Source organism: Amycolatopsis sulphurea (assembly GCF_002564045.1).
Lineage (GTDB): Bacteria > Actinomycetota > Actinomycetes > Mycobacteriales > Pseudonocardiaceae > Amycolatopsis > Amycolatopsis sulphurea.
Genome location: NZ_PDJK01000002.1, coordinates 5,052,383 through 5,071,470 on the forward strand (window position 1 = coordinate 5,052,383; position 19,088 = coordinate 5,071,470).

Genomic DNA, 19,088 nt, shown 5'->3' on the forward strand with positions numbered 1-19,088 from the left:
CCGCGGTGGACTTCGATTTCCCGTTCCACATCGGAGAACGCGGCCGGACCGCGGACACCGGATACGCCGATCACGTGCGCGACCTGATCGAGCAGCTGCTGTTCACCACGCCGGGTGAGCGCGTGATGCGTCCCGATTTCGGGGTGGGACTGCTGGATCTGGTGTTCGAGCCGAACAGCCCGGAGCTGGCCGCCGCCTTGCAGGTCTCCGCGGAGGCCGCGCTGACGCGCTGGCTCGGTGATCTGATCAAAGTGGACACACTGGTGGTCACCGCCGAGGATGCCACGTTGCGGATCGAGATCGCGTACGTGCTCCTCGCGACCGGTGAGCGCCGGCAGGACGTGCTCGAAGGGACGGCCGCATGATCGACTGCACCGACGAGCGACGCCGCGCCGAAGTGCGGGCGCGCGAGCGCAACGGAATCGACGCGGTGAGCGTGAGCGACGACCGCCGCACCCTCACTGTGCTCTTCTTCGGCAAGGCGCCGGAGGGGCTGACCCCGGTGAACTTCCGGATCGACGGCGGGCGCCGGATCACCGGGATCGTGGTCGTCGCGGCCGAGTTGTGCGTGAGCGACGACCCGGAATTCGCGGACGGCGTCCGGCTGACCGTGGACCGCCCGGGAGACCTCTCGACCTACCGGCTGTGCGTGGTGGAAGCCGGGCCGGTCGGCAACCCGGGTACCAAGCCGTACCCGGGCTTCGACCCGCGGTACGCCTGCGTGGACTTCACCTTCACCTCCTGCGACGACCTCGATTGCGCCCCGGCCGATGACTGTCCACAACAGACTGTCCCCGAGCCGGAGATCGACTACCTGAGCAAGGATTACGCGAGCTTCCGCCAGCTGCTGCTGGACCGGCTGAGCCTGACCATGCCGGCCTGGACCGAGCGGCACGTCCCGGACATCGGGATCACCCTGGTGGAACTGCTCGCCTACGAGGGTGACCGGCTCTCCTACCAGCAGGACGCGGTGGGGACCGAGGCGTACCTGGACACTGCGCGGCTGCGGGTGTCCGTCCGCCGGCACGCCCGCCTTGTCGACTACTTCATGCACGAGGGATGCTCCGCGCGGGCCTGGGTGTGCCTCGAAGCCGACGAGCAGGCCGAACTCCCGAAAGGCGCGTTCCGGTTCGCCAGCCTGCCGGACGGGGTGCTGCTCGACGAAGGCCCTGCCTTGCAGGAGAGCGATCTCGACCGGACCGGTATGCCGCGGTACGAGATGTTCGAGCCGGTGCACACCGAACCGTTGCCGCTGCGTCCCGCGCACAATCGGATTTCGTTGTGGACCTGGGGCGACCGGGAATGCCGCCTGTCGAAAGGGGCGACCTCGGCCACCCTGGCCGATCCGGATCGGGACTTGCGGCTGACCGCCGGTGACGTGCTGGTCTTCGAGGAGGTCGTCGGCGCGAAGACCGGGCTGCCCGCGGACGCGGATCACACGCACCGGCAGGTGGTCCGGCTGACGTCGGTCACCGAGACCACCGACGAGCTGTACTGCCGGCCTCTGCTCGAAGTCACCTGGGCGCGCGAGGACGCGCTGGCGTTCTCGTTGTGTGTCAACGCTCGCGGCGGCGTCGACTGCACCGAATACGAGGTCGGGGTGGCGCGCGGCAACGTGGTGCTGGTCGAGCATGGCGCCCGGGTCGACTGGTGTGGCGGCGCTCCTGAGCACCACGACGTGCCGCCACCGGAGGGGACCGAGCTGGGATGTCCGGATCCGGTGGACTTCGGCTGTCCCGACGAGGCCCGCCCGGCACGGCGACCGGGCTACCCGCCGCTGCCGGTGCGGTTCCGGCCGGAGCTGAAGCATCGGCCGGTCACGCAGAGCGCGCCGTTCCCGCTGCCCGCCGACGTCGCGGCCGCGCAGGCGCGCCGGCTGGTCGCGTTGCCCGATCGCGTCCGTGCCAGGCTGACCAGGCTGTGGCGAGCCGGCGAGCCACCGTCCGATGTGGACTTCGAGTTCGTCACGAGGGTGTTCGGCGCGAAGCTGGTCGCGAAACTCGACCTTCGCAAGCATCCCCGGCGAGCGCTGCGGTACCTGCTCGCCCGGTTCGACGACCTGCTGGAGACCAAGTTGGCACGGGTACGTCAGCTGATCCACCGGGCGCACGCCGGATACGTGCTCACCGAGGCGAACGAGGGCTGGGAAATCGGCCAGAGCTGGGGTGTCGACGAGGGCGCTGCGCTCGACGAGAACAGTTCGGCGTTCCGTGGCGCGGCAGGGCCGGCGACGCAGCCGGATCCGCGGGCCGCGCTGCCTGCGGTCACGGTGACCGATCGCCACGGGGAGATCTGGCTGCCGCGCCGGGACTTGCTCGACAGCGGTCCGGCCGACCGTGATTTCGTCGGTGAACTCGACGACGACGGCGCCGTGGTGCTGCGCTTCGGTGACGGCCGCAACGGGGCCGAGTACCCGCTGGGCGGCACGCTGACCGCGTCGCTGCGGGTCGGTACCGGTGTGGCAGGCAACGTCGGGCGGGAGGCGATCAACCGGATCGTGCTCTGCCGGGTTTCGGTGGGCGGCATCCGCGTCGTCCGCAACCCGTTGCCCGCCGGCGGCGGCGCCGATCCGGAGCCGGTGTCGGAGGTCCGGACGCGGGCTCCGCAGGAGGCCCGGCACCGGCTGCTGCGGGCGATCACCGCGGAGGACTACGCGACACTCGCCGGGCAGACCCCGGGGGTGCAACGCGCGGCGGCCGATCTGCGGTGGACCGGCAGCTGGTACGAGGCGCAGGCCGGCGTCGACCCGCTCGGCGCGGAGGTCGCCCCGGAGTGGCTGCTCGACGAAGTCCGCGCGGGCCTCTACCCGTACCGCCGGATCGGCCACGACCTCGCGGTGTCGAGCGCGACGCTGGTGCCGCTCGACCTCGTGGTGCACGTCGAGGTCCGGCCCGAGTACCTCGCCGCGCACGTGCGGGTCGCGGTGCGGCGGGTGCTGGCCGGCTTCTTCGCGCCGGACAACCTGACCTTCGGCACGCCGGTGCGGATCAGTCAGGTGGTCGCCGTGGCGGCCGCCGTACCCGGCGTCCGGCACGCCGAGGTCACCAAGCTGCAGCGCCTCTTCGGCCCGCCCGGGATCGCACTCGACGCCGGCGTGCTGCCGATCGGGCCGCTGGAGGTAGCGCAGCTCGACGACGATCCGAGCCGGCCGGAGAACGGGTGGCTCACCCTCGACTTGGCAGGTGGGCGATGAGCTGTTCGTGCGGCTGTGGTTCGGGAACCGCCACGACGACCCCGGCTTCGACCTACAACCGGCCCGGGCTGCCCGCGCTGTCCTACCGGATCGGCACGCACAGCCGGTTCCGGGAGACGATGCTGGCCAGGATCGCGAGCAGGCCGGCCCTCGCGCGGCTGACCACGCGGGAACCCGACGATCCGGCCATCGCGCTGCTGGACTGCTGGGCGATGGTCGGCGACGTGCTGACCTTCTACCAGGAGCGTCTCGTCAACGAGGGCTACCTGCGTACCGCGATCGAGCCGGAATCCCTGATCCACCTGGGCAAACTGGTCGGCTACACGCCGCGGCCCGCGCTGTCGGCGAGCACTCACCTCGCCTTCACCCTGGACCCCGGCACGAAGTCGGTGATCCCAGCCGGCTCGGGTGCGAAGAGCGTCTCCGGGCAGAACCAGGTGCCCCAGACCTTCGAGACCACCGAAGACCTGATCGCCCGCGAGGAGTGGAACGCGCTGCAGGTCGCGCAGAACGAACCGGTGGACGTGAACGGGAACACCGCGCAGGGCATCCGGCGAATCGGCGTGGCGGGCACCTCGGCGAACCTCAAGACCGGGGACCGGCTGCTGTTCCTGTTCGGCTCGGACAATCCGGTGGTCCGCACCGTCGAGGTGGCCACCGCGGACTTCGCGGCCGGCCGGACCGAGGTCACGCTCACCGTGCCGGACGGACGGCGCAACGAGCTGAACCAGGCGATCGAGGATCTGGCGGACGTGATCGGCGAAGCACTGCCTGCGCCGGTGTCGCCGTGGACCGCTGATTCTGTCGCATTGCTGACGGCCGCGAAGAAGTACCTGGCCACTGTCGGTGAGGTGACCGTCGTGCCGTATCGGCTGTTGCGTACCGCCCAGCAGCTGAGCATGGACCTGCCCGAGCAGGCGGCGATCGCCGCGGCACACGCCGGGTGCGGCGTCCAGGATTGGTACGACTTGCGCGCGAAGCGGGTCATCGATGCCGCGGTGGCCCTGCTGAAGCTGATCCTTGAGACGACGCGCGACACCGATTACGAGACCGCGTACCTGAAGCAGCTCGCGCACGACTTGTTCTGCCCGTCGCAGGAATTGCTGGCCGACGGCCCGGTGCCCACGGCCGAGGTCCGGGACGGCGGGAAGCTCCCCTGCACGGACTGCTGCAACCGCGGCACCGCGCTGGTCGCGCTCACCCCCGTCCTGCCGTGGCTGCGCCGGGATCCGTCCCGGCCACCCCGCCGGGCGATCGATCTGCAGTCCACAGTGGACGATCTGTTCCGGGCCGATTCCGACGTGCACCCGAAGCTGCTCATCGCGGCCGACCCCCGGCTCGGCCCGAATCTGCACAAAGCCTGGGCGAACCAGCGGATCGCGCCGCCGCCCGCGTTGTCCGGCCTCCAGGTGCCCCGGGTCAAGGCGGTGACCATCGACCGTCCGGCGGGGACCACCGATCCGGACGGCACGACCGTGCTCTATCTGGACAACGTCTACGACGGAATCGCCCGGGACAGCTGGGTCGTGCTCGACCCGGGAGCGAACGCCACCTCGCCGATTCTCCAGCCTGAACCGGCGCAGGTCGTGTCGGTCACCCAGGCGACCGTCGACGTTACCGTGAAGGACGCCTCCGGCGCGGCGAAACCGGTGGGGACCAAGCAGGTCACCGTGCTGACCGTGCGGGAGACGTTCGTCCAGCCGCCACCGGCGGGCATCATCGTGTGGGCGCAGGGGGAATCGCTCACGGCGGTCGGCGACCCGATCACCACCGCCGTCGGCGGGACCGAGATCGAGCTGGGCCGGCTCTATGACGGGCTCCGGCCGGGCCGGTGGCTGGTGGTGTCCGGCGAACGCGCCGATGTCCCGCACACCAGCGGGATCCAGACGAGCGAGCTGACCATGGTCGCCGGCATCCGGCAGCGGGTGAACCCGGAGCAGCCGGGTGCGCATGTGCGTACCTACCTGGCGCTGGCCACCACACTGTCCTATCGGTACCGCCGGGCGACGGTGACCCTCTACGGCAACGTCGTGGCGGCCGACCAGGGGGAGACCCGCACCGAGGTGCTCGGCAGCGGCGACCCGGGTACCGCCGGGCAGACGTTCCCACTGCGGCAGATCACCGCGGACAACCCGCTCACCTTCCTGCCGTCGGCGAACGCCGAGGGCGCGGAAAGTACGCTCACCACCCGGGTTTCCGGGGTGCGCTGGCACGAGACGGACGGGCTGATCCGGTCCGGCCCGGCCGGGCACGACTACGAGGAGGTCGGCGCCCCGGACGGGACCCGCTCGGTCCGGTTCGGCGACGGTGTACACGGCGCCCGGGTGCCTGCCGGAGCAGAGAACGTCACCGCGGAATACCGGATCGGCGCCGGACACGACGGAAACGTCGATGCCGGGCAGATCAATCAGCTGTCCGGCCGGGCACCCGGGGTACGGTCGGTGCTCAACCCGCTGCCCTCGGGCGGCGGCGCGGACGGCGACGGACCGGCGGACGCCCGGGAGACCATCCCGCTGCGGATGCTGGCGCTGGACCGGTTGCTGTCGGTCCGGGACTACGCCGACTTCACCCGCGCCCGTGCCGGCATCGGCAAGGCTTCCGCGGTCCAGCTGTCCGACGGTGACCGCCAGGTCGTGCACGTGACCATCGCGGCGACCGGGGACGTCCGGATCGATCCGTCGTCCGGCCTGTTCACCACACTCGAAGACGCACTGGCCGCGTTCGGCGACCGCGGGGTCCCGGTGCGGGTCGCGGTGCGTGATCAGGTGCTGCTCGTGCTGCGGGCCGGGATCAAGGTCCTGCCCGACTACTCGTGGAACCTGGTGGAGCCGGCCGTGCGCGCCGCGCTGCTGGACCGATTCTCCTTTGCCCACAGGGAACTCGGCGAGCCCGCTTACCTCAGTGAGGTGTTCGCGGCGGTCCAGGCGGTGCCGGGCGTCGACTATGCCGACGTCGATGTGTTCGACGGGATCAGCGGTGATGTCACGCCGATCGAGCTGGCGACCATTGTGGACGGTCTGACCGAGGCGAAGGCCTGCGTTCCGGCACCCGGTGCGCGTTTCGCGGAGGTTTTCGACACGGTGGGTTATGTGAACGAGTTCGGCTGGGACACGCTGACCACGGTCGCGTTGCGGAATGGCCTGACGCTGGCTGAACTGGTCCGGCTGAATCCGCGGCTGGAGTCCGCGGAGTTGCCGGAGAACGGTCGGCTCACGGTGTTCCGCGGCATCCGCCCGGCCCGGCTCGCCGTGCTTCCCGGTGCCGTACCGGAGGCTCTGACCCTGGTGAGGATCCCATGACGCGCAACCCGGACCGGCTCTACGATCTGCTGCCCGCAGTACACCGGCGCTACGACGAGGAGAACGCCGGACCGCTGAGGGCACTGCTCGGCGTGATCACCGAACAGGCCGACCTGATCGACGCCGACCTTGACGCCCTGTATGAGGACTGGTTCGTCGAAACCGGACAGGGCTGGGTCGTGCCCTACCTCGGTGACCTGGTCGGATACCGGCTCCTGCCCGGTGCGGACGAGGCGCTGGCCGCCGATTCCGCGGCGGCGCGACGGCTGCTCGCCGCGCTGGCGCCGCGCCGCGATGTCGCGCACACCGTCGGGAACCGGCGCCGGAAGGGCACGCTGGCACTGCTGGAACAGCTCGCGATGGACATCGCGCAGTGGCCGGCCCGCGCCGTCGAGTACCGGCGGCTGCTCGGGGTCACGCAGGCGGTCCGGCTGCACGGCCGGGATTCACGCGCGGACCGGCGCCGCCTCACCCGCGGCCGGCTCACCGATCTGCACCGGACGGACGCGCTCGACCGGCTCGACGGGCCGTTCGACGAGCTGGCGCACACCGTCGACGTCCGGCGGATCGATTCCGCACGCGGCACCGGCCGGTACAACATCCCGGAAATCGGGCTGCATGTGTGGCGGCTCAAGCCGTACTCGATCACGCACGCGCCCGCGTACTGCGAGGATCGCGCCCGCACGCACTTCACGTTCAGCGTCCTCGGCAACGACACCCCGCTGATCACCAAGCCGGAGCGGGAACCGTCGCCCGCGCACGTCGCGGACGAGACGAACGTGCCCGCGTTCATCCGGCGGCACGCGTTCGCCGAGCGGACCGCGAGCTACTACGGCCCCGGCAAGAGCCTGTGCCTGTACACCGCGGACGGGAAACCGGTGCCGCTGACCCGGATCGTGCCCGCCGACCTGTCCGGCTGGCGTTACCGGCCGGCTCGCGGCCAGGTCGCGGTCGACCCGGTGCTCGGCCGGATCGCCTTCCCCTCCCGGCAGGCGCCGGAGGACGGCGTGTGGGCCACGTATCACTACGGGTTCTCCGCCGACCTCGGCGGCGGAGAGTATCCACGCCCGGTGGATCCGTTCTCCCCGAAGAAGATCTACTACGTCGGTCCCGGGCACCATGAGCTGATCGCGGACGCGATCGCGCAGTGGCGCGCGGACAAGGCGAAAGACCCCGCGCTGCGGGAGGGCGTCGTCGAGTTCACCGACAGTGGCGCATACCAGGAACAGCTGATGATCCCGCTGGACCGCGGTGACCGGCTGACCCTGCGGGCGGCGAAGGGCACCCGGCCCGTGCTGCGGCTGCTGGACTGGTCGAGCAACCGCCCGGACGCGTTGCGGCTCGTCGGGACCGGCGAGGGCGCGGCGGATGATCCGTTGCCCCGGGTCGTGTTCGACGGGCTGCTGATCACCGGGCGCAGCGTCCGCGTGGACGGGCCGATCGGGCAGTTCGTGGTGCGGCACTGCACCCTGGTGCCCGGCTGGGCGCTGGACGAGGACTGCTGTCCCCAGCACGCGGAGGAGGCGAGCATCGAGCTGGCGGACACCCCCGCGTGCCTGCAGGTGGAGCACAGCATCCTCGGCACGATCCTGGTCAACGCCGACGAGGTGCACCCTGAACCCAACCGGATCTGGTTGTCGGACAGCATTCTCGACGCCGCCGGTGAGTGCCTGGCCGCGGTGTGCGGCCCGGGTGAGGGGCGGGCGCACGCGGAGTTCAACGCCCGGCGCGTGACCGTGTTCGGCGCGGTGCTCGCGCACGCGACCGGGCTGATCGAGAATTCCGTGCTGGCCGGTCCAGTGCGCATCGCCCGGCGGCAGACCGGCTGCGTCCGGTTCTGCTGGCTGCCGGAGGGTTCCCGTACACCGCCGCGATTCCACTGCGAGCCCGAGCATTCCGGCGATCCGGCGCGGGTGCTGCCGCGGTTCACGTCGACCCGTTACGGCACTCCCGGCTACGCGCAGCTCGCGCTGTATTGCCCGGACGAGATCCGCCGCGGAGCCGAGGACAGCTCCGAAATGGGTGCCTTCCACGACCTGTTCCAGCCGCAGCGCGAGGACAACCTCCGGCTGCGTCTCGCCGAATACACTCCGGCCGGCAGCGACGCCGGCATCCTGTTCGCCACCTAGGAGACGCTCATGCAAGCCGACTTCTCGCGTCGCACTTTCGATCCGCTCAAGCACTTTTCCGCGGTCCTGGCCCAGCAGGGCCGGGTCCAGCTGGATGCGGACGCCAACGAGCAGGCCGCGATCCTGCTGCATCAGCTGCGCACCGTGGTGACCGACCTGGTCGGTCCGGCCGCCGCGGCCGACGGCGGATTCCGGATCGAGCCGGAGCTGGACGCCCGCAACGCCACGATCCTGGACCTGGACATCGCCGCCGGCCGCTGCTACGTCGACGGGACGATGGTGGAGAACCCCGCGCGCTCTGAGGGGACAACCTACTGGAACCAGCCCGACGGCCACCTCGACCCGGAGCAGGACCGGCTGCCCGAGACCGGGCCGTTCATCGTGTATCTGCGGGTGTGGGAACGGCTGATTACCGCCTTGCAGGACCCGGCGATCCGGGAGGTCGCACTCGGCGCGCCGGGACCGGACACCGCGGCCAGGGCGAAGACCGTCTGGCAGGTGGCCTGGTGCCCCGGAGACAGCCTCGGGGACTTCTCGAGTTTCCGGCGTTCGCTGAACCCGGCACCCGGGCGGCTCGCCGCGCGGGCGAAGCGGCCGGACGACGCGGACGACGACATTTGCCACCTTCCGCCGGAGGCGCGGTTCCGAGGTCCGGAGAACCAGCTGTACCGGGTCGAGGTGCACACCGGCGGCCGGGCTTGGCAGGACTCCGTACCGGCGAATGGCAAGACCCGCCGTGACGACTGCCCCGACCGCCTGTCCGGGGCGACCTTCAAGTGGTCGCGCGAGAACGCGTCGGTAGTCTTCCCGGTAGTGGCGGTGTCCGGGGCGACGGTGACGCTCGCGACGCTCGGCCGGGACGGCAAGATGGACCTGGACATCGGCGACTACGTCGAACTCGTCGACGACGCCACGGCCTGCCGGGTCGCCGACGACGTGCCGATCGTCCAGCGCCCGAACCCCGCGCCGAAGCTGCGGCAGGTCGTCGCGATCGATCCGGCCGACCGGCTGGTCACCCTGGATTCCGAAGTGGACGATCGATGCGGCCCGGGTACCGACCCGGACCTGCACCCCCTGCTGCGCCGCTGGGACCACCCGGCCACGGCCCGATACGAGGACGGCACCCGCGACGTCGCGGTGGACGGCGCACTGCCGCTGGTCGAGGACACCTGGATCGACCTGGAGGACGGAGTCCAGGTCTGCTTCGACGGCCCGTCCGCCAGCCTGGCGGTCGGCTTGGGCGGCAGCTACCGTCGCGGCGACTACTGGCAGATCCCGGCCCGCACGATCACCGGCGACGTCGAATGGCCCCAGGACGATGACGGCCCGCGCCCCCTTCGCCCGCACGGCGTGGAATACCACTACGCGGTGCTCGGCATCATCGGCGCGGGTGGCCAGGTGACCGACCGGCTGGTGTCCTTTGAACCGTTCTTCCCGAAACCGGGCGCGGTTCCCGGCACGGATCCCGCCGACCCGCCCGCGGCCGATTCCCCGAGTCCGGCGCCACGCGCTTTCCCGGGTTCCCCGGAAGACGTCCTGGGCCGAGAGACCGGGCCTTTCGAGCCGGAAGATTCGGCAGCCGGGGTCTCCCCGGACTTCCCGGCGACCGGCGGTGCGGGTGAAGAGGCTTCGGCCGGGTCTGGTGTGGTGGGGGGAGTCGGTGGAGATGTTGTTGCTGGGTCCCCGGAGGGTGGTGAGGCGGGTATGACGGGTGCGGCGGTACCCGACGGTTCCCCGATGCTGCAGCGGTCTGGTGCGGTTGGGGGCGGTTCTCCGGTGCTGCAACCTGTTGTGTCGGCTTCGGCCGGGTCTGTCGCGATGGGCGGAGTCGGCGGAGATGCCGTTGCCGGGTCCCCGAAGATTGGTGAGGCAGGCACGTCGGGTACTGCGGAGCGCGATGGTTCCCCGATACTGCAACCCGCCGTCCCGGCTTCGACCGGCGGCGGGACGCCCGCCCCGCCGGTGCTGGACGTTCCTCCTCCGGCCGTTCCCGGGCCGGTCGGACAGGCGGGGGAGGGGCCGGGCGCCCAGGTGGTGACGGAGCCGGAGTACTCGTCTGTCGTGTCCGGTCCTGCCTCGCGGCCGGATGGTTCGCGGCCGGACAGTGAGGCGGCAGACTGGTCAGGCAATCAGGTGGTGACCGAGCCGGAGAACGTGCCCGCCACATCCGCTCCCGTCCCGAATCCGGATCGTCCGCCCCGGACCCCGTCACCCGATTCGGTTCCCCGGCAAGAAGATCAGCTGTCCCCACCGGCCCCGACCACGGCCGTGTCCGCCGACGGAATACCGGGCGGCTTCCTTGGCAACCAGTTGACGTCCTGGCTGCGCACGGTGGTCCCCGGGATCTGGGCGGCGATCGTGGCCTGGCTGGTGACGCTGGGCCTGCCCGCCTCGGCCACCGACTGGCTGTCCGGCCTCGGCAACCAGGTGCTCGTGCCGCTCGTGCTCGCCCTTGTCTACGCGCTGCTGCGCGGGCTGGAGCCGGCCATGCCACCGTGGCTCACCCGGCTCCTGCTCGGCTCGAACCGGCCGCCGGCCTACGCCCCGGGCGGGACTGCGGCCGTTCCGCCCACGGTTTCCCCGCGCTAGCACCGGAATCACGGTGGGCGGGCAAGGTCCGCACCGCGGTGCGGACCTGCGGGAACCTCGGCCCGATGTCCCGCCGGTACCGCGGTGCCGGCGGGACATCCGGTTCAGCGGAAGGAGATCGAGCCCATCCGCTCCGGATTCGCCGGGCTGTAGGTGTAGATGATCGACCCCTGGGTGGCGCCGCCCGCCACCGCGATCTTCCACGGGCGGAGGCGGTCGATCCGGAAATCGGCCTCGTAGCTCCACCGGTAGTCGAATTCGTTGCCGGGCGGGAGGCCGTCACCGGCCTGCCAGATCCCGTGCACGGTCAGGAAATCGATCGGGCAGTTGACCCGGATCTGGTTCGTGCCCTGGGGAATGTCGAACGACAGGCTCCGATGGTCGCCGGACGGTAGCTGCATGGTCCACTCCTCGTCGTTCCTCGGCACGGCCGCGCCGCCCACCGGGGCGAACGGGATCGGCCGCTGGATCAGTACCCGGTCGACCGTGATGCCGCCGACCGTGGGCTGCACGTTGTTGTCCTGCCAGCCGTGCGCGAAACCGCGGAGCGCGGAGCGCGCGCCGCACTGGACGAAATAATCGACATGGCCGGCCGCCGCGTCGATGGCATCGGAGAAGCCGTAGGCGCCCGTACGGTCGCGGCCGAGAATGCTGACCGCGCCATCGAGGTAGGCTCCCCACACAGCCGGGGTGATGACCGGGAATCCCGGTGTGCGGAACCAACGGTCCGCACAGAAGAAGACGACTCCCGGGAAACCGAGGTAGTCCGCCCCGGCGAGCGCACGCCGGCCGTATTCCTGCCCGCGCGCGAAACCGCCCATCGGATCGTTCTTGCCCACCTCGAAGTACATCGCGAGGCCGAGGCCGGCGTCGAGCAGGCTGCGGTATTCGGTCCGGTCGGTGTGCTTGGTGACGAGATTGCCCGGCGCGTCCAGGTAGCGGATGGCGCCGGAGGCCCGCTCGCTGCCCGGGCCGACCGCGGCGCCGGCGATCGTGGCGCCGGACAACTTCGCCGCGCTGTAATCGATCCACCAGGTGGCCATGATCGTGTTCCCCCTTTCACAGACCGCTCCGGTCGCCCTCGATCGGCTGGGGGTGACCGAACCGGAGCCAGAGTTCCATGATGACCCCGAAGGCGTGGTTTGTTAATACCCGACGAGACCGCATGCCGAAAGGTTGCAATCCGCTACCCGGCCCGCCCCCGGGCAGCCAGATGGCGTTGCCGTGAAGGGCCCCTTCACGGACTCTGAGTCTGTGAAGGGGCCCTTCACAGACTTTAACGGTGGGCGGGGGAGGGTGCGGGCAGGGTCACGCGTCGCGGAACACGGACATGATGATCACGCACGTGGCTTGAGGTTCAGCCTAAAAGCCTATGCACTACGCAATTTGGAGGGAAAAGCCGCCGATCGTCCGGGACGGTGTGCGAGAAACGGCGCCACTCATCACCTCGTGGTGTGATTGGCCTGTTCACCCTATTCACTGTGGATCTAGCGGTGTCACCATCGAATCTGCAATTTGCACGCCACCGAGGAAAGGGGATGGATGGTGCGTCGCACAATCCTGGCGCTCTTTGCAAGTTTGACTCTACTGGGAGGGGCTCTGCTCGCGCCCGCTGCCACGGCCGCACCGGAGTCGAAGTCGTCCGTTGCGGCATGGTCGGGCTGGGAAGACCTGGGCGGAGTAATTGTCACCGGCCCAGCGGTGTCGTCGTGGTCGGCGAACCGGCTCGACGTCTTCGGCACCGGCACCGACAACGCCATGTGGCACAAGTGGTGGGATGGTGCCAGATGGTCGGCCTGGGAGAATCTCGGTGGTGTGATTATCGGGAATCCTGCGGCTGTTTCGTGGGGTCCGAATCGTATTGACACCTTCGCTCGTGGTACGGACAACGCTCTTTGGCACAAATGGTGGAACGGTTCGTCCTGGTCGGGTTGGGAATCTCTCGGCGGTGTGATTGTTTCGGGTCCGGCGGTGTCGTCGTGGTCGGCGAACCGGCTCGATGTGTTCGCGGCTGGTACTGATAACGCGATGTGGCACAAGTGGTGGAATGGCTCGTCGTGGTCGGGCTGGGAGAGTCTTGGTGGTGTGATTGTCGGGAATCCTGCGGCTGTTTCGTGGGGTCCGAATCGTATTGACACCTTCGCTCGTGGTACGGACAACGCTCTTTGGCACAAATGGTGGAACGGTTCGTCCTGGTCGGGTTGGGAATCTCTCGGCGGTGTGATTGTTTCGGGTCCGGCGGTGTCGTCGTGGTCGGCGAACCGGCTCGATGTGTTCGCGGCTGGTACTGATAACGCGATGTGGCACAAGTGGTGGAATGGCTCGTCGTGGTCGGGCTGGGAGAGTCTTGGTGGTGTGATTGTCGGGAATCCTGCGGCTGTTTCGTGGGGCCCAAACCGTATCGACACCTTCGCCCGCGGCACCAACAACGCTCTCTGGCACAAATGGTGGAGCTGACCCGATAGCTCCCTCGGCGGCTGACCCGCCCCGGTAATACCGTGGTACCCGGTCCCGATATGGGGCCGGGTACCACGGCATTCACGGCACCCGGCAGGTCGTGGCCGCATCGAGTGCCGGCGCGATGACGCGGTGCCGGCCGTCGTGGATCTCCCAGAGATCCCGGCGGTCCGTCACGCCGGATCGCCGGTGCCGCAACGGGTTCAGGGCTTTGTCAGCGTAGGTGCGGTGGCTGATCTTCACACCGTAGGCGTTGATCGCCCGCCAAGTCGCGGGCAGCAGCTCGACGTAGTCGTCGGCCGACAATGCGACCGGGACGTAGCCCGCAGTTTCCACATGCGCGGCGTATTTCTCGTTCGGGCTGAACATCCGTCCCGGATGGACGGGGTCGCGCAGCCCATCGTGGGGCCGGTTCTGCCAGGCCACGAGCCACTCGTTCAGCAACTCCTGCAACTCCATGAGCGACCACACCGCTTGCTGCTCGACGTGACGGCCCCGACACTCGGCGTTGAATCCGGCATCACCGGAGACGAACTGGGCGAACAGGGTGCCGGCCGAGCCCAGCATCCGCTCGATATGCCCTTTCTCCCAGCCCGACGCGTCGTGAACGGGCTGGAAGTTGATCCCCAGGAAGGCGCAGGGAAGCCCGGAAGTTGCGGGAGATGAACACCTTTCCCTGATCGACCACGATCGTCTTGGGAATGATGACCGGCCGGGCCGAGGCATGCTGCATGCGGGCATCGAGGTCCAGCAGCCGCTCGAACGGCAGCGCCGAACGTGACATCGCCGGCGCCCGCGACCAGCCCTGCCGGATCGGCTCGGATGTGACGGTGCGGGCCGGCAGCACGCTCGCGTCCACCGGCTTGATCGTGGGCTGCAGCACCGCCGCAGTCACGGACCTGGTCGCGACATCGATCATCCCGGTCAGGTCAATTCGGCCCACCACTCCGTCGTCCAAGCGCACCAGCACGTCCAGCGGGGTGGAGTCGATCTGCATCACCTCACCCGGCGCCCACGCATCGGACTCGCCGAACGGCCCGTCCGGGCGGTCGGCCAGCGACCGGCGGGTCCGCGCCGAGCCGGTGGTGTGCTTGCCCACCGTCAGCTTCTCCAGCAACCGGCCGAGGCTGCGCCGCGACGGCAACTCCACCGCTCCAGGCCCGTGGGTGGCGTCCAAGATCTGCCGCATGCGCCAGAACAGGAAGGTGGCCGTGCGCAAGAACTGCCCGGTGGCCTCCTCGACTGCCTGCCGCCTCGCCTCCACCCCCTCGGATCCACCCGCCCGTGTGGCGCGACGGGCTTGTCGGCCCGGCGATCGGCCATCCCGCCCGATCACGACAACGAGCAAACTGTAGTGGCAGAACCGGCTGCACGAGCAAGATTCACTGGCACAGAGCAAGAGTGACTGGCACAGGAAGTCACGTCGAGTAGCCGGCGGGGAGAGTGTCGACACGCACAGTGGTTTCCTGCAGGGTCTCGCCGTGCGTGACCTGTCGGTTTTGTGTGGCCTGCGGTTTCTTCGTTGTCTCACGGCCCTGTCACCCATGATCAGTCTCAGAATTCGTGGCATTTTCTTGCCGGACATCAGATGGGTCAGCAGTCGTCCAGCCCATCGTCGGCGCTGCTCCCCGCCGGCTGATCGGGAAGATCGACGCTGACCGGCACGTTCAGCCAACGCCTGTCCACCACGGTGGCACCCGCCGGGCGGCGTCGGGTCCTCGCGGTGGACGGCAAAGCCCTGCGCGGCTCCCGCCACACCGACCGCGGTGGCCTCGAGGTGGCAGGCCGGCACCTGCTCTCGGTGATCGAGCACGACACCCGTGTCATGCTCGATCAGGTCAACGTCGACGGCAAGACCAACGAAATCACCACGTTCAACCCACTGAACGTTCCGTTTCACCTCGGCGACCTCGGTGCGCAACGTGGTGTTGTCCGCCCGTAACTGCTCGATCAAGCTCGTCATATGACGGGCGCTCGTCCCCAGCCTGTACGCCATGATCATTTAATGTCGGCGATAAAATCCGGCAAATAGCCTAGTCACCAGTTGCCGTGTAGCGTAGTCTCCGTACCGCCAGGCCCCAGGAAGGTGGGTCAGGTGAAATAATGACCATCCACTCGCATCGCAGTGTGGCGATGATCTCTTCTTATCAACATTCCCCACCTCATCCCAGCAAATGATCAGACGGCCTTTGCTCGCGCTCTTGATTGTGCTCGCAGTCGGGTAGGTGCGCGCGCAAGTCGTCGTGCCGCCTGGAGCTGCATTCAGCTCAGGTGGATAAGCGCAGGGTCGCGGAGACTTCCTCGGGAGCCCTACATACTTTTGCCTCGATCGGAGACCCCACGAATATGGCAGTCGAAGCCGCAGGTCGGTGGCCATTGATCGGTCATGCCGTGCCCATCGCCGTAAAGCCACTGGATTTTCTCACTGCTCAGCGCGCATGTGGGCCCATCGTGCGGGTTCATCTCGGCAGGCGCCCGGCATACATCCTCAATGATCCAGAACTCCTTCAACAGATGTTGACCGTCGATGCGGGAAAGATCTCCAAGGGACTGCTGTTCGACAAGCTCCGCCCGCTGCTGGGCAACGGCCTGCTTAATTCCGAAGGCGCCTTCCACATGCGGCAGCGACGGCTCATACAGCCGGCTTTCCATCGGAAGCAGATGGAGCGCTACGTCGAGTCCGTCGCGGCCGAGGCCCAGGCTGCTTCCGCGAAATTGAAGCACAACCAGGCGGTCAGGCTGGAGCGCGAACTAAGCTCAATGGTGATCGGTTCGAACACCATGGCGCTGTTCTCTTCAGCCATCGGCGACCATGGTGTCAAGGCTATCCAGCGGTGTCTGCCGCAGGTGCTGGACGGCACTTTCCGCCGTCTCATCGCGTCCATGGTGTACCTCGACTGGGTGCCGACCCGGGCCGCGCGGAGGTTCGACGCCGCGGTCGCCGACATCCAGAAGGTGATTCGCGAGATCATCCGTTCCTTCACGGACGACACCGGCAACCGGGCGGATCTGGTGTCCATGCTGCTGGCTGCGCGGGACGAGGAGAACGGCCAGGGCATGACCGAGGAGCAGTTGGTCGACGAGGTGATGACACTGCTGATGGCCGCCACCGACACCACGACGGGCGCGATGAACTTCGCGTTCGACGGGCTCGGCCGCGAGCCCCGGGTGCAGGAGCGAATCCATGAGGAACTCGACCGTGTCCTGGCCGGCCGGACCAGTGTCCAGGCCGAGGACCTGCCGAGGCTGGACTACACCCGCAGGGTCGCCATGGAGGCGGCCCGTCTCGCCTCTCCGTGGCTGCTGACCAGGCGTGCCGAGGAGCCCCTGGAATTCGCGGGCGTGCCCATTCCCGTGGGCACCGACCTGATCTTCAGCCCGTTCGCCATGAACCGGGATCCCCGCTTCTACCCCGATCCGGAGCGGTTCGACCCGGATCGGTGGCTTCCCGAGCAGGTCAAGCTGCGCCCGCGGGGCGCCATGATCAGCTTCGGGATGGGCCGGAGGCAGTGCGTCGGTGAGTCCTTCGCCATCACCGCGATGACCATCCACCTCGCGACACTCTGTTCGAACTGGACCTTTCACGCCTTGGCCGACCGGCCGACCCGCCGAACGGTCACCGCTGGTATCGAGCGGACGGTCGAACTGACGATGATCACCACCTCCCGCACTGGAGCGGTTCAGCCGGCACGACAGCAACCCCGGGACGCGTGATGGCCGAGGACTACGAACTGATCGACGTACCGGCGGTGTGGTGCCCTATACCGGAAGGCATTCATCCACAGTGGCGGGCGCTGCACGCCGACGCGGTCGACTGGATGGATCGGCTGGGAATCTACCGCGACGACGATCACCGCGCGCGCAATGCGGCCAGCGGGGCGGGTGAGCTGGCCGCGCGAGTCGCGCCCGGCGGCACCGAGGACGCTCTGCGGGTGTATACCCGCTTCCTCATGTGGCTGTTCTCGTTCGATGACGGCTACTGCAGCGAAGGCATGTTCGGCAGACGGCCGCAGGATCTGGCGGTCGTCACGGCGCGGATGCTGCGCGTCGCGGAGACACCGGCTCCGGACCGGATGTTCGACGACGACCCATGGACGTCCGGACTCAGGGATATTCGCCTGTCTCTCGACTCCCTCGCGAGCCCAGCTCAGATCTCACGGTGGGTCATGGCGTTGCGCATGTACTTGTTCAGCCAGGTCTGGGAGGCATCTCACCGTTCCTGCAGTACTATTCCGGACCTGAACGACTACGTCGCGATGCGTATCTTCAGTGGCAGCCTCGACGTCTGTGCCTCTCTGCTGGACGTCGTGCATGGCTGCGAGGCCGGGGTGGACGAGCTATGCCGACCCGCGGTGCGTGCGCTGACCGAGATGATGTCGCTGCTGGTCTCGATCGACAACGACATCATGTCCTACCACAAGGAGATCAACCGAAGCGGCGATCCTCAGCGCGTTCTCGACCTGCTCATGCGCCGCGACGGCTGCACGCTGAATGAAGCGGTCCGCAGGACGGTGGGCATACGAGACCGCATTCTGCTCCGCTACCTGACCCTGCGGGACGAGGTGGCGGTGGCCGCCGACCCCCCGCTCCGGCGGTACCTGGCCGGACTGGACGGATGGATCCGTGGGAACCTCGACTGGGGCCGCAAGTGCGCCCGATATCTCCACCTGGACAACCCCATCTCTCTGCCCACGGACTTCGCCGAGACGCCCTCGGACAGCACCACGGGCCCCCTCCCGATCCCTACCGTTTCCTGGTGGTGGCAGGACTTCCGCCTTGGATCCAGGTGCCCCGCACCGGCGCTGAGCTGATCTCGTCAAGGGGCCCTGCGCCGCCGCGGAGGTCTGTGAAGGGGCCCTTCACGGACTCTGAGTCTGTGAAGGGCCCCTTCACAGACCCGAGACAGGTCCGGCACACTCCACGAGGTGGTCGCGCGTCTCGAGCACCGCAGCTTCGCCTGCTGGAAGTGATCCTCGAGTCGCGGCGGGTGGAATAGCCGGTCAGGACCTTGCCGCCCGGTTCGCCCGGAGCGAGAGGGTGACCGCCAGGATCAGTGCGCAGCCGTTGAACAGGCTCGAGATGAAGGACGGTGCTCCGGCGAGCTGGAGGCCGTATATGCACGAAACGCAGGCCCGCGCGTTCGCCGGCGCCGGCGTGCCGCGGCACCACCGGTTGCCCGTTCACCACGATGTGCGTGCCGGGATCGGGGGTGTGGTAGCCCGCCAGGATCTTGACCAGGGTCGACTTGCCGGATCCGTTTTCCCCGACCAGCGCGCGCATCTCTCCGGGTGCCACGCCAAGACTGACATCGTGGAGGACTCGTTGCCCGCCAAAGGTTTTCGACGCGCCCGTGACTTCGAGCGCCAGATCGGTCACCCCGTCCGCTAGTGCGCCGGTCGCGACGAGAGGCTCGGACATCGG

General features: G+C 68.7%; 12 protein-coding genes. 8 read left to right on the forward strand and 4 right to left on the reverse strand.

The genetic code is table 11. From position 1 onward, the window contains the following. Positions 1 to 5 precede the first annotated feature (5 nt). The 5 genes from ATK36_RS29130 to ATK36_RS34035 are packed head-to-tail and all read left to right on the forward strand — an operon-like array spanning position 6 to position 11,210. Complete coding sequence (locus ATK36_RS29130) at positions 6 to 365, forward strand: GPW/gp25 family protein (RefSeq protein ID WP_098515267.1); 360 nt, start codon at positions 6 to 8, stop codon at positions 363 to 365. Then, positions 362 to 3,193, forward strand: a complete 2,832-nt coding sequence (locus ATK36_RS29135; protein ID WP_098514375.1) for a putative baseplate assembly protein — start codon at positions 362 to 364, stop codon at positions 3,191 to 3,193. The genes ATK36_RS29130 and ATK36_RS29135 overlap by 4 nt, the downstream gene beginning before the upstream one ends. Continuing rightward, positions 3,190 to 6,492: a putative baseplate assembly protein gene (locus ATK36_RS29140; protein WP_098514376.1), complete on the forward strand. Its 3,303-nt coding sequence runs from the start codon at positions 3,190 to 3,192 to the stop codon at positions 6,490 to 6,492. The genes ATK36_RS29135 and ATK36_RS29140 overlap by 4 nt, the downstream gene beginning before the upstream one ends. After that, the gene (locus ATK36_RS29145; RefSeq protein WP_098514377.1) at positions 6,489 to 8,621 is read left to right on the forward strand and encodes a hypothetical protein; all 2,133 of its coding nucleotides are present in this window, start codon (positions 6,489 to 6,491) and stop codon (positions 8,619 to 8,621) included. The genes ATK36_RS29140 and ATK36_RS29145 overlap by 4 nt, the downstream gene beginning before the upstream one ends. A 9-nt stretch (positions 8,622 to 8,630) precedes the next feature. Beyond that, positions 8,631 to 11,210 (forward strand): DUF6519 domain-containing protein, encoded by a 2,580-nt coding sequence (locus tag ATK36_RS34035; RefSeq protein WP_245915288.1) that lies wholly within the window; start codon positions 8,631 to 8,633, stop codon positions 11,208 to 11,210. 104 nt (positions 11,211 to 11,314) lie between these two features. Here ATK36_RS34035 and ATK36_RS29160 read toward each other — a convergent pair whose 3' ends face one another. Then, on the reverse strand, positions 11,315 to 12,253 hold the full coding sequence (locus tag ATK36_RS29160) for a glycoside hydrolase domain-containing protein (protein WP_098514378.1): 939 nt from the start codon (positions 12,251 to 12,253) through the stop codon (positions 11,315 to 11,317). Positions 12,254 to 12,725: 472 nt separating this feature from the next. Between ATK36_RS29160 and ATK36_RS29165 the strand changes: the two genes are divergently transcribed. After that, a complete protein-coding gene (locus tag ATK36_RS29165) occupies positions 12,726 to 13,667 on the forward strand; it encodes a PLL family lectin (protein ID WP_245915289.1) in 942 nt (313 codons plus the stop codon). Between the two features lie 81 nt (positions 13,668 to 13,748). Here ATK36_RS29165 and ATK36_RS33055 read toward each other — a convergent pair whose 3' ends face one another. After that, positions 13,749 to 14,234: a hypothetical protein gene (locus tag ATK36_RS33055; RefSeq protein WP_211291981.1), complete on the reverse strand. Its 486-nt coding sequence runs from the start codon at positions 14,232 to 14,234 to the stop codon at positions 13,749 to 13,751. Further along, positions 14,188 to 15,630 carry a hypothetical protein gene (locus ATK36_RS33060; RefSeq protein WP_211291982.1) on the reverse strand — a complete coding sequence of 481 codons (1,443 nt, stop codon included), beginning with the start codon at positions 15,628 to 15,630 and terminating at the stop codon, positions 14,188 to 14,190. The genes ATK36_RS33055 and ATK36_RS33060 overlap by 47 nt, the downstream gene beginning before the upstream one ends. A gap of 383 nt (positions 15,631 to 16,013) precedes the next feature. Here ATK36_RS33060 and ATK36_RS29180 point away from each other — a divergent pair, with 383 nt between their 5' ends. Both ATK36_RS29180 and ATK36_RS29185 read left to right on the forward strand, forming a co-directional pair. Beyond that, the gene (locus ATK36_RS29180; protein WP_098514381.1) at positions 16,014 to 17,381 is read left to right on the forward strand and encodes a cytochrome P450; all 1,368 of its coding nucleotides are present in this window, start codon (positions 16,014 to 16,016) and stop codon (positions 17,379 to 17,381) included. After that, entirely contained in the window at positions 17,381 to 18,478 is a 1,098-nt protein-coding gene (locus ATK36_RS29185; RefSeq protein WP_141544567.1) for a terpene synthase family protein, read from the forward strand. Before ATK36_RS29180 ends, ATK36_RS29185 begins: the two co-directional genes overlap by 1 nt. On the opposite strand, the gene ATK36_RS34330 is transcribed toward ATK36_RS29185, so the two are convergent. Beyond that, entirely contained in the window at positions 18,411 to 19,085 is a 675-nt protein-coding gene (locus ATK36_RS34330; RefSeq protein ID WP_098514383.1) for an ATP-binding cassette domain-containing protein, read from the reverse strand. The two genes, ATK36_RS29185 and ATK36_RS34330, sit on opposite strands and share 68 nt — an antisense overlap. Positions 19,086 to 19,088 lie beyond the last annotated feature (3 nt).

Bases quoted from the DNA above. Each gene is read 5' to 3' on its own strand.
- ATK36_RS29180 (WP_098514381.1), top strand. From the start codon at position 16,014: ATGGCAGTCGAAGCCGCAGGTCGGTGGCCATTGATCGGTCATGCCGTG.
- ATK36_RS29160 (WP_098514378.1), bottom strand. From the start codon at position 12,253: ATGGCCACCTGGTGGATCGATTACAGCGCGGCGAAGTTGTCCGGCGCC.
- ATK36_RS29185 (WP_141544567.1), top strand. From the start codon at position 17,381: ATGGCCGAGGACTACGAACTGATCGACGTACCGGCGGTGTGGTGCCCT.
- ATK36_RS29135 (WP_098514375.1), top strand. From the start codon at position 362: ATGATCGACTGCACCGACGAGCGACGCCGCGCCGAAGTGCGGGCGCGC.
- ATK36_RS29145 (WP_098514377.1), top strand. From the start codon at position 6,489: ATGACGCGCAACCCGGACCGGCTCTACGATCTGCTGCCCGCAGTACAC.
- ATK36_RS34330 (WP_098514383.1), bottom strand. From the start codon at position 19,085: ATGTCCGAGCCTCTCGTCGCGACCGGCGCACTAGCGGACGGGGTGACC.
- ATK36_RS34035 (WP_245915288.1), top strand. From the start codon at position 8,631: ATGCAAGCCGACTTCTCGCGTCGCACTTTCGATCCGCTCAAGCACTTT.
- ATK36_RS33055 (WP_211291981.1), bottom strand. From the start codon at position 14,234: ATGCTGGGCTCGGCCGGCACCCTGTTCGCCCAGTTCGTCTCCGGTGAT.
- ATK36_RS33060 (WP_211291982.1), bottom strand. From the start codon at position 15,630: ATGACGAGCTTGATCGAGCAGTTACGGGCGGACAACACCACGTTGCGC.
- ATK36_RS29140 (WP_098514376.1), top strand. From the start codon at position 3,190: ATGAGCTGTTCGTGCGGCTGTGGTTCGGGAACCGCCACGACGACCCCG.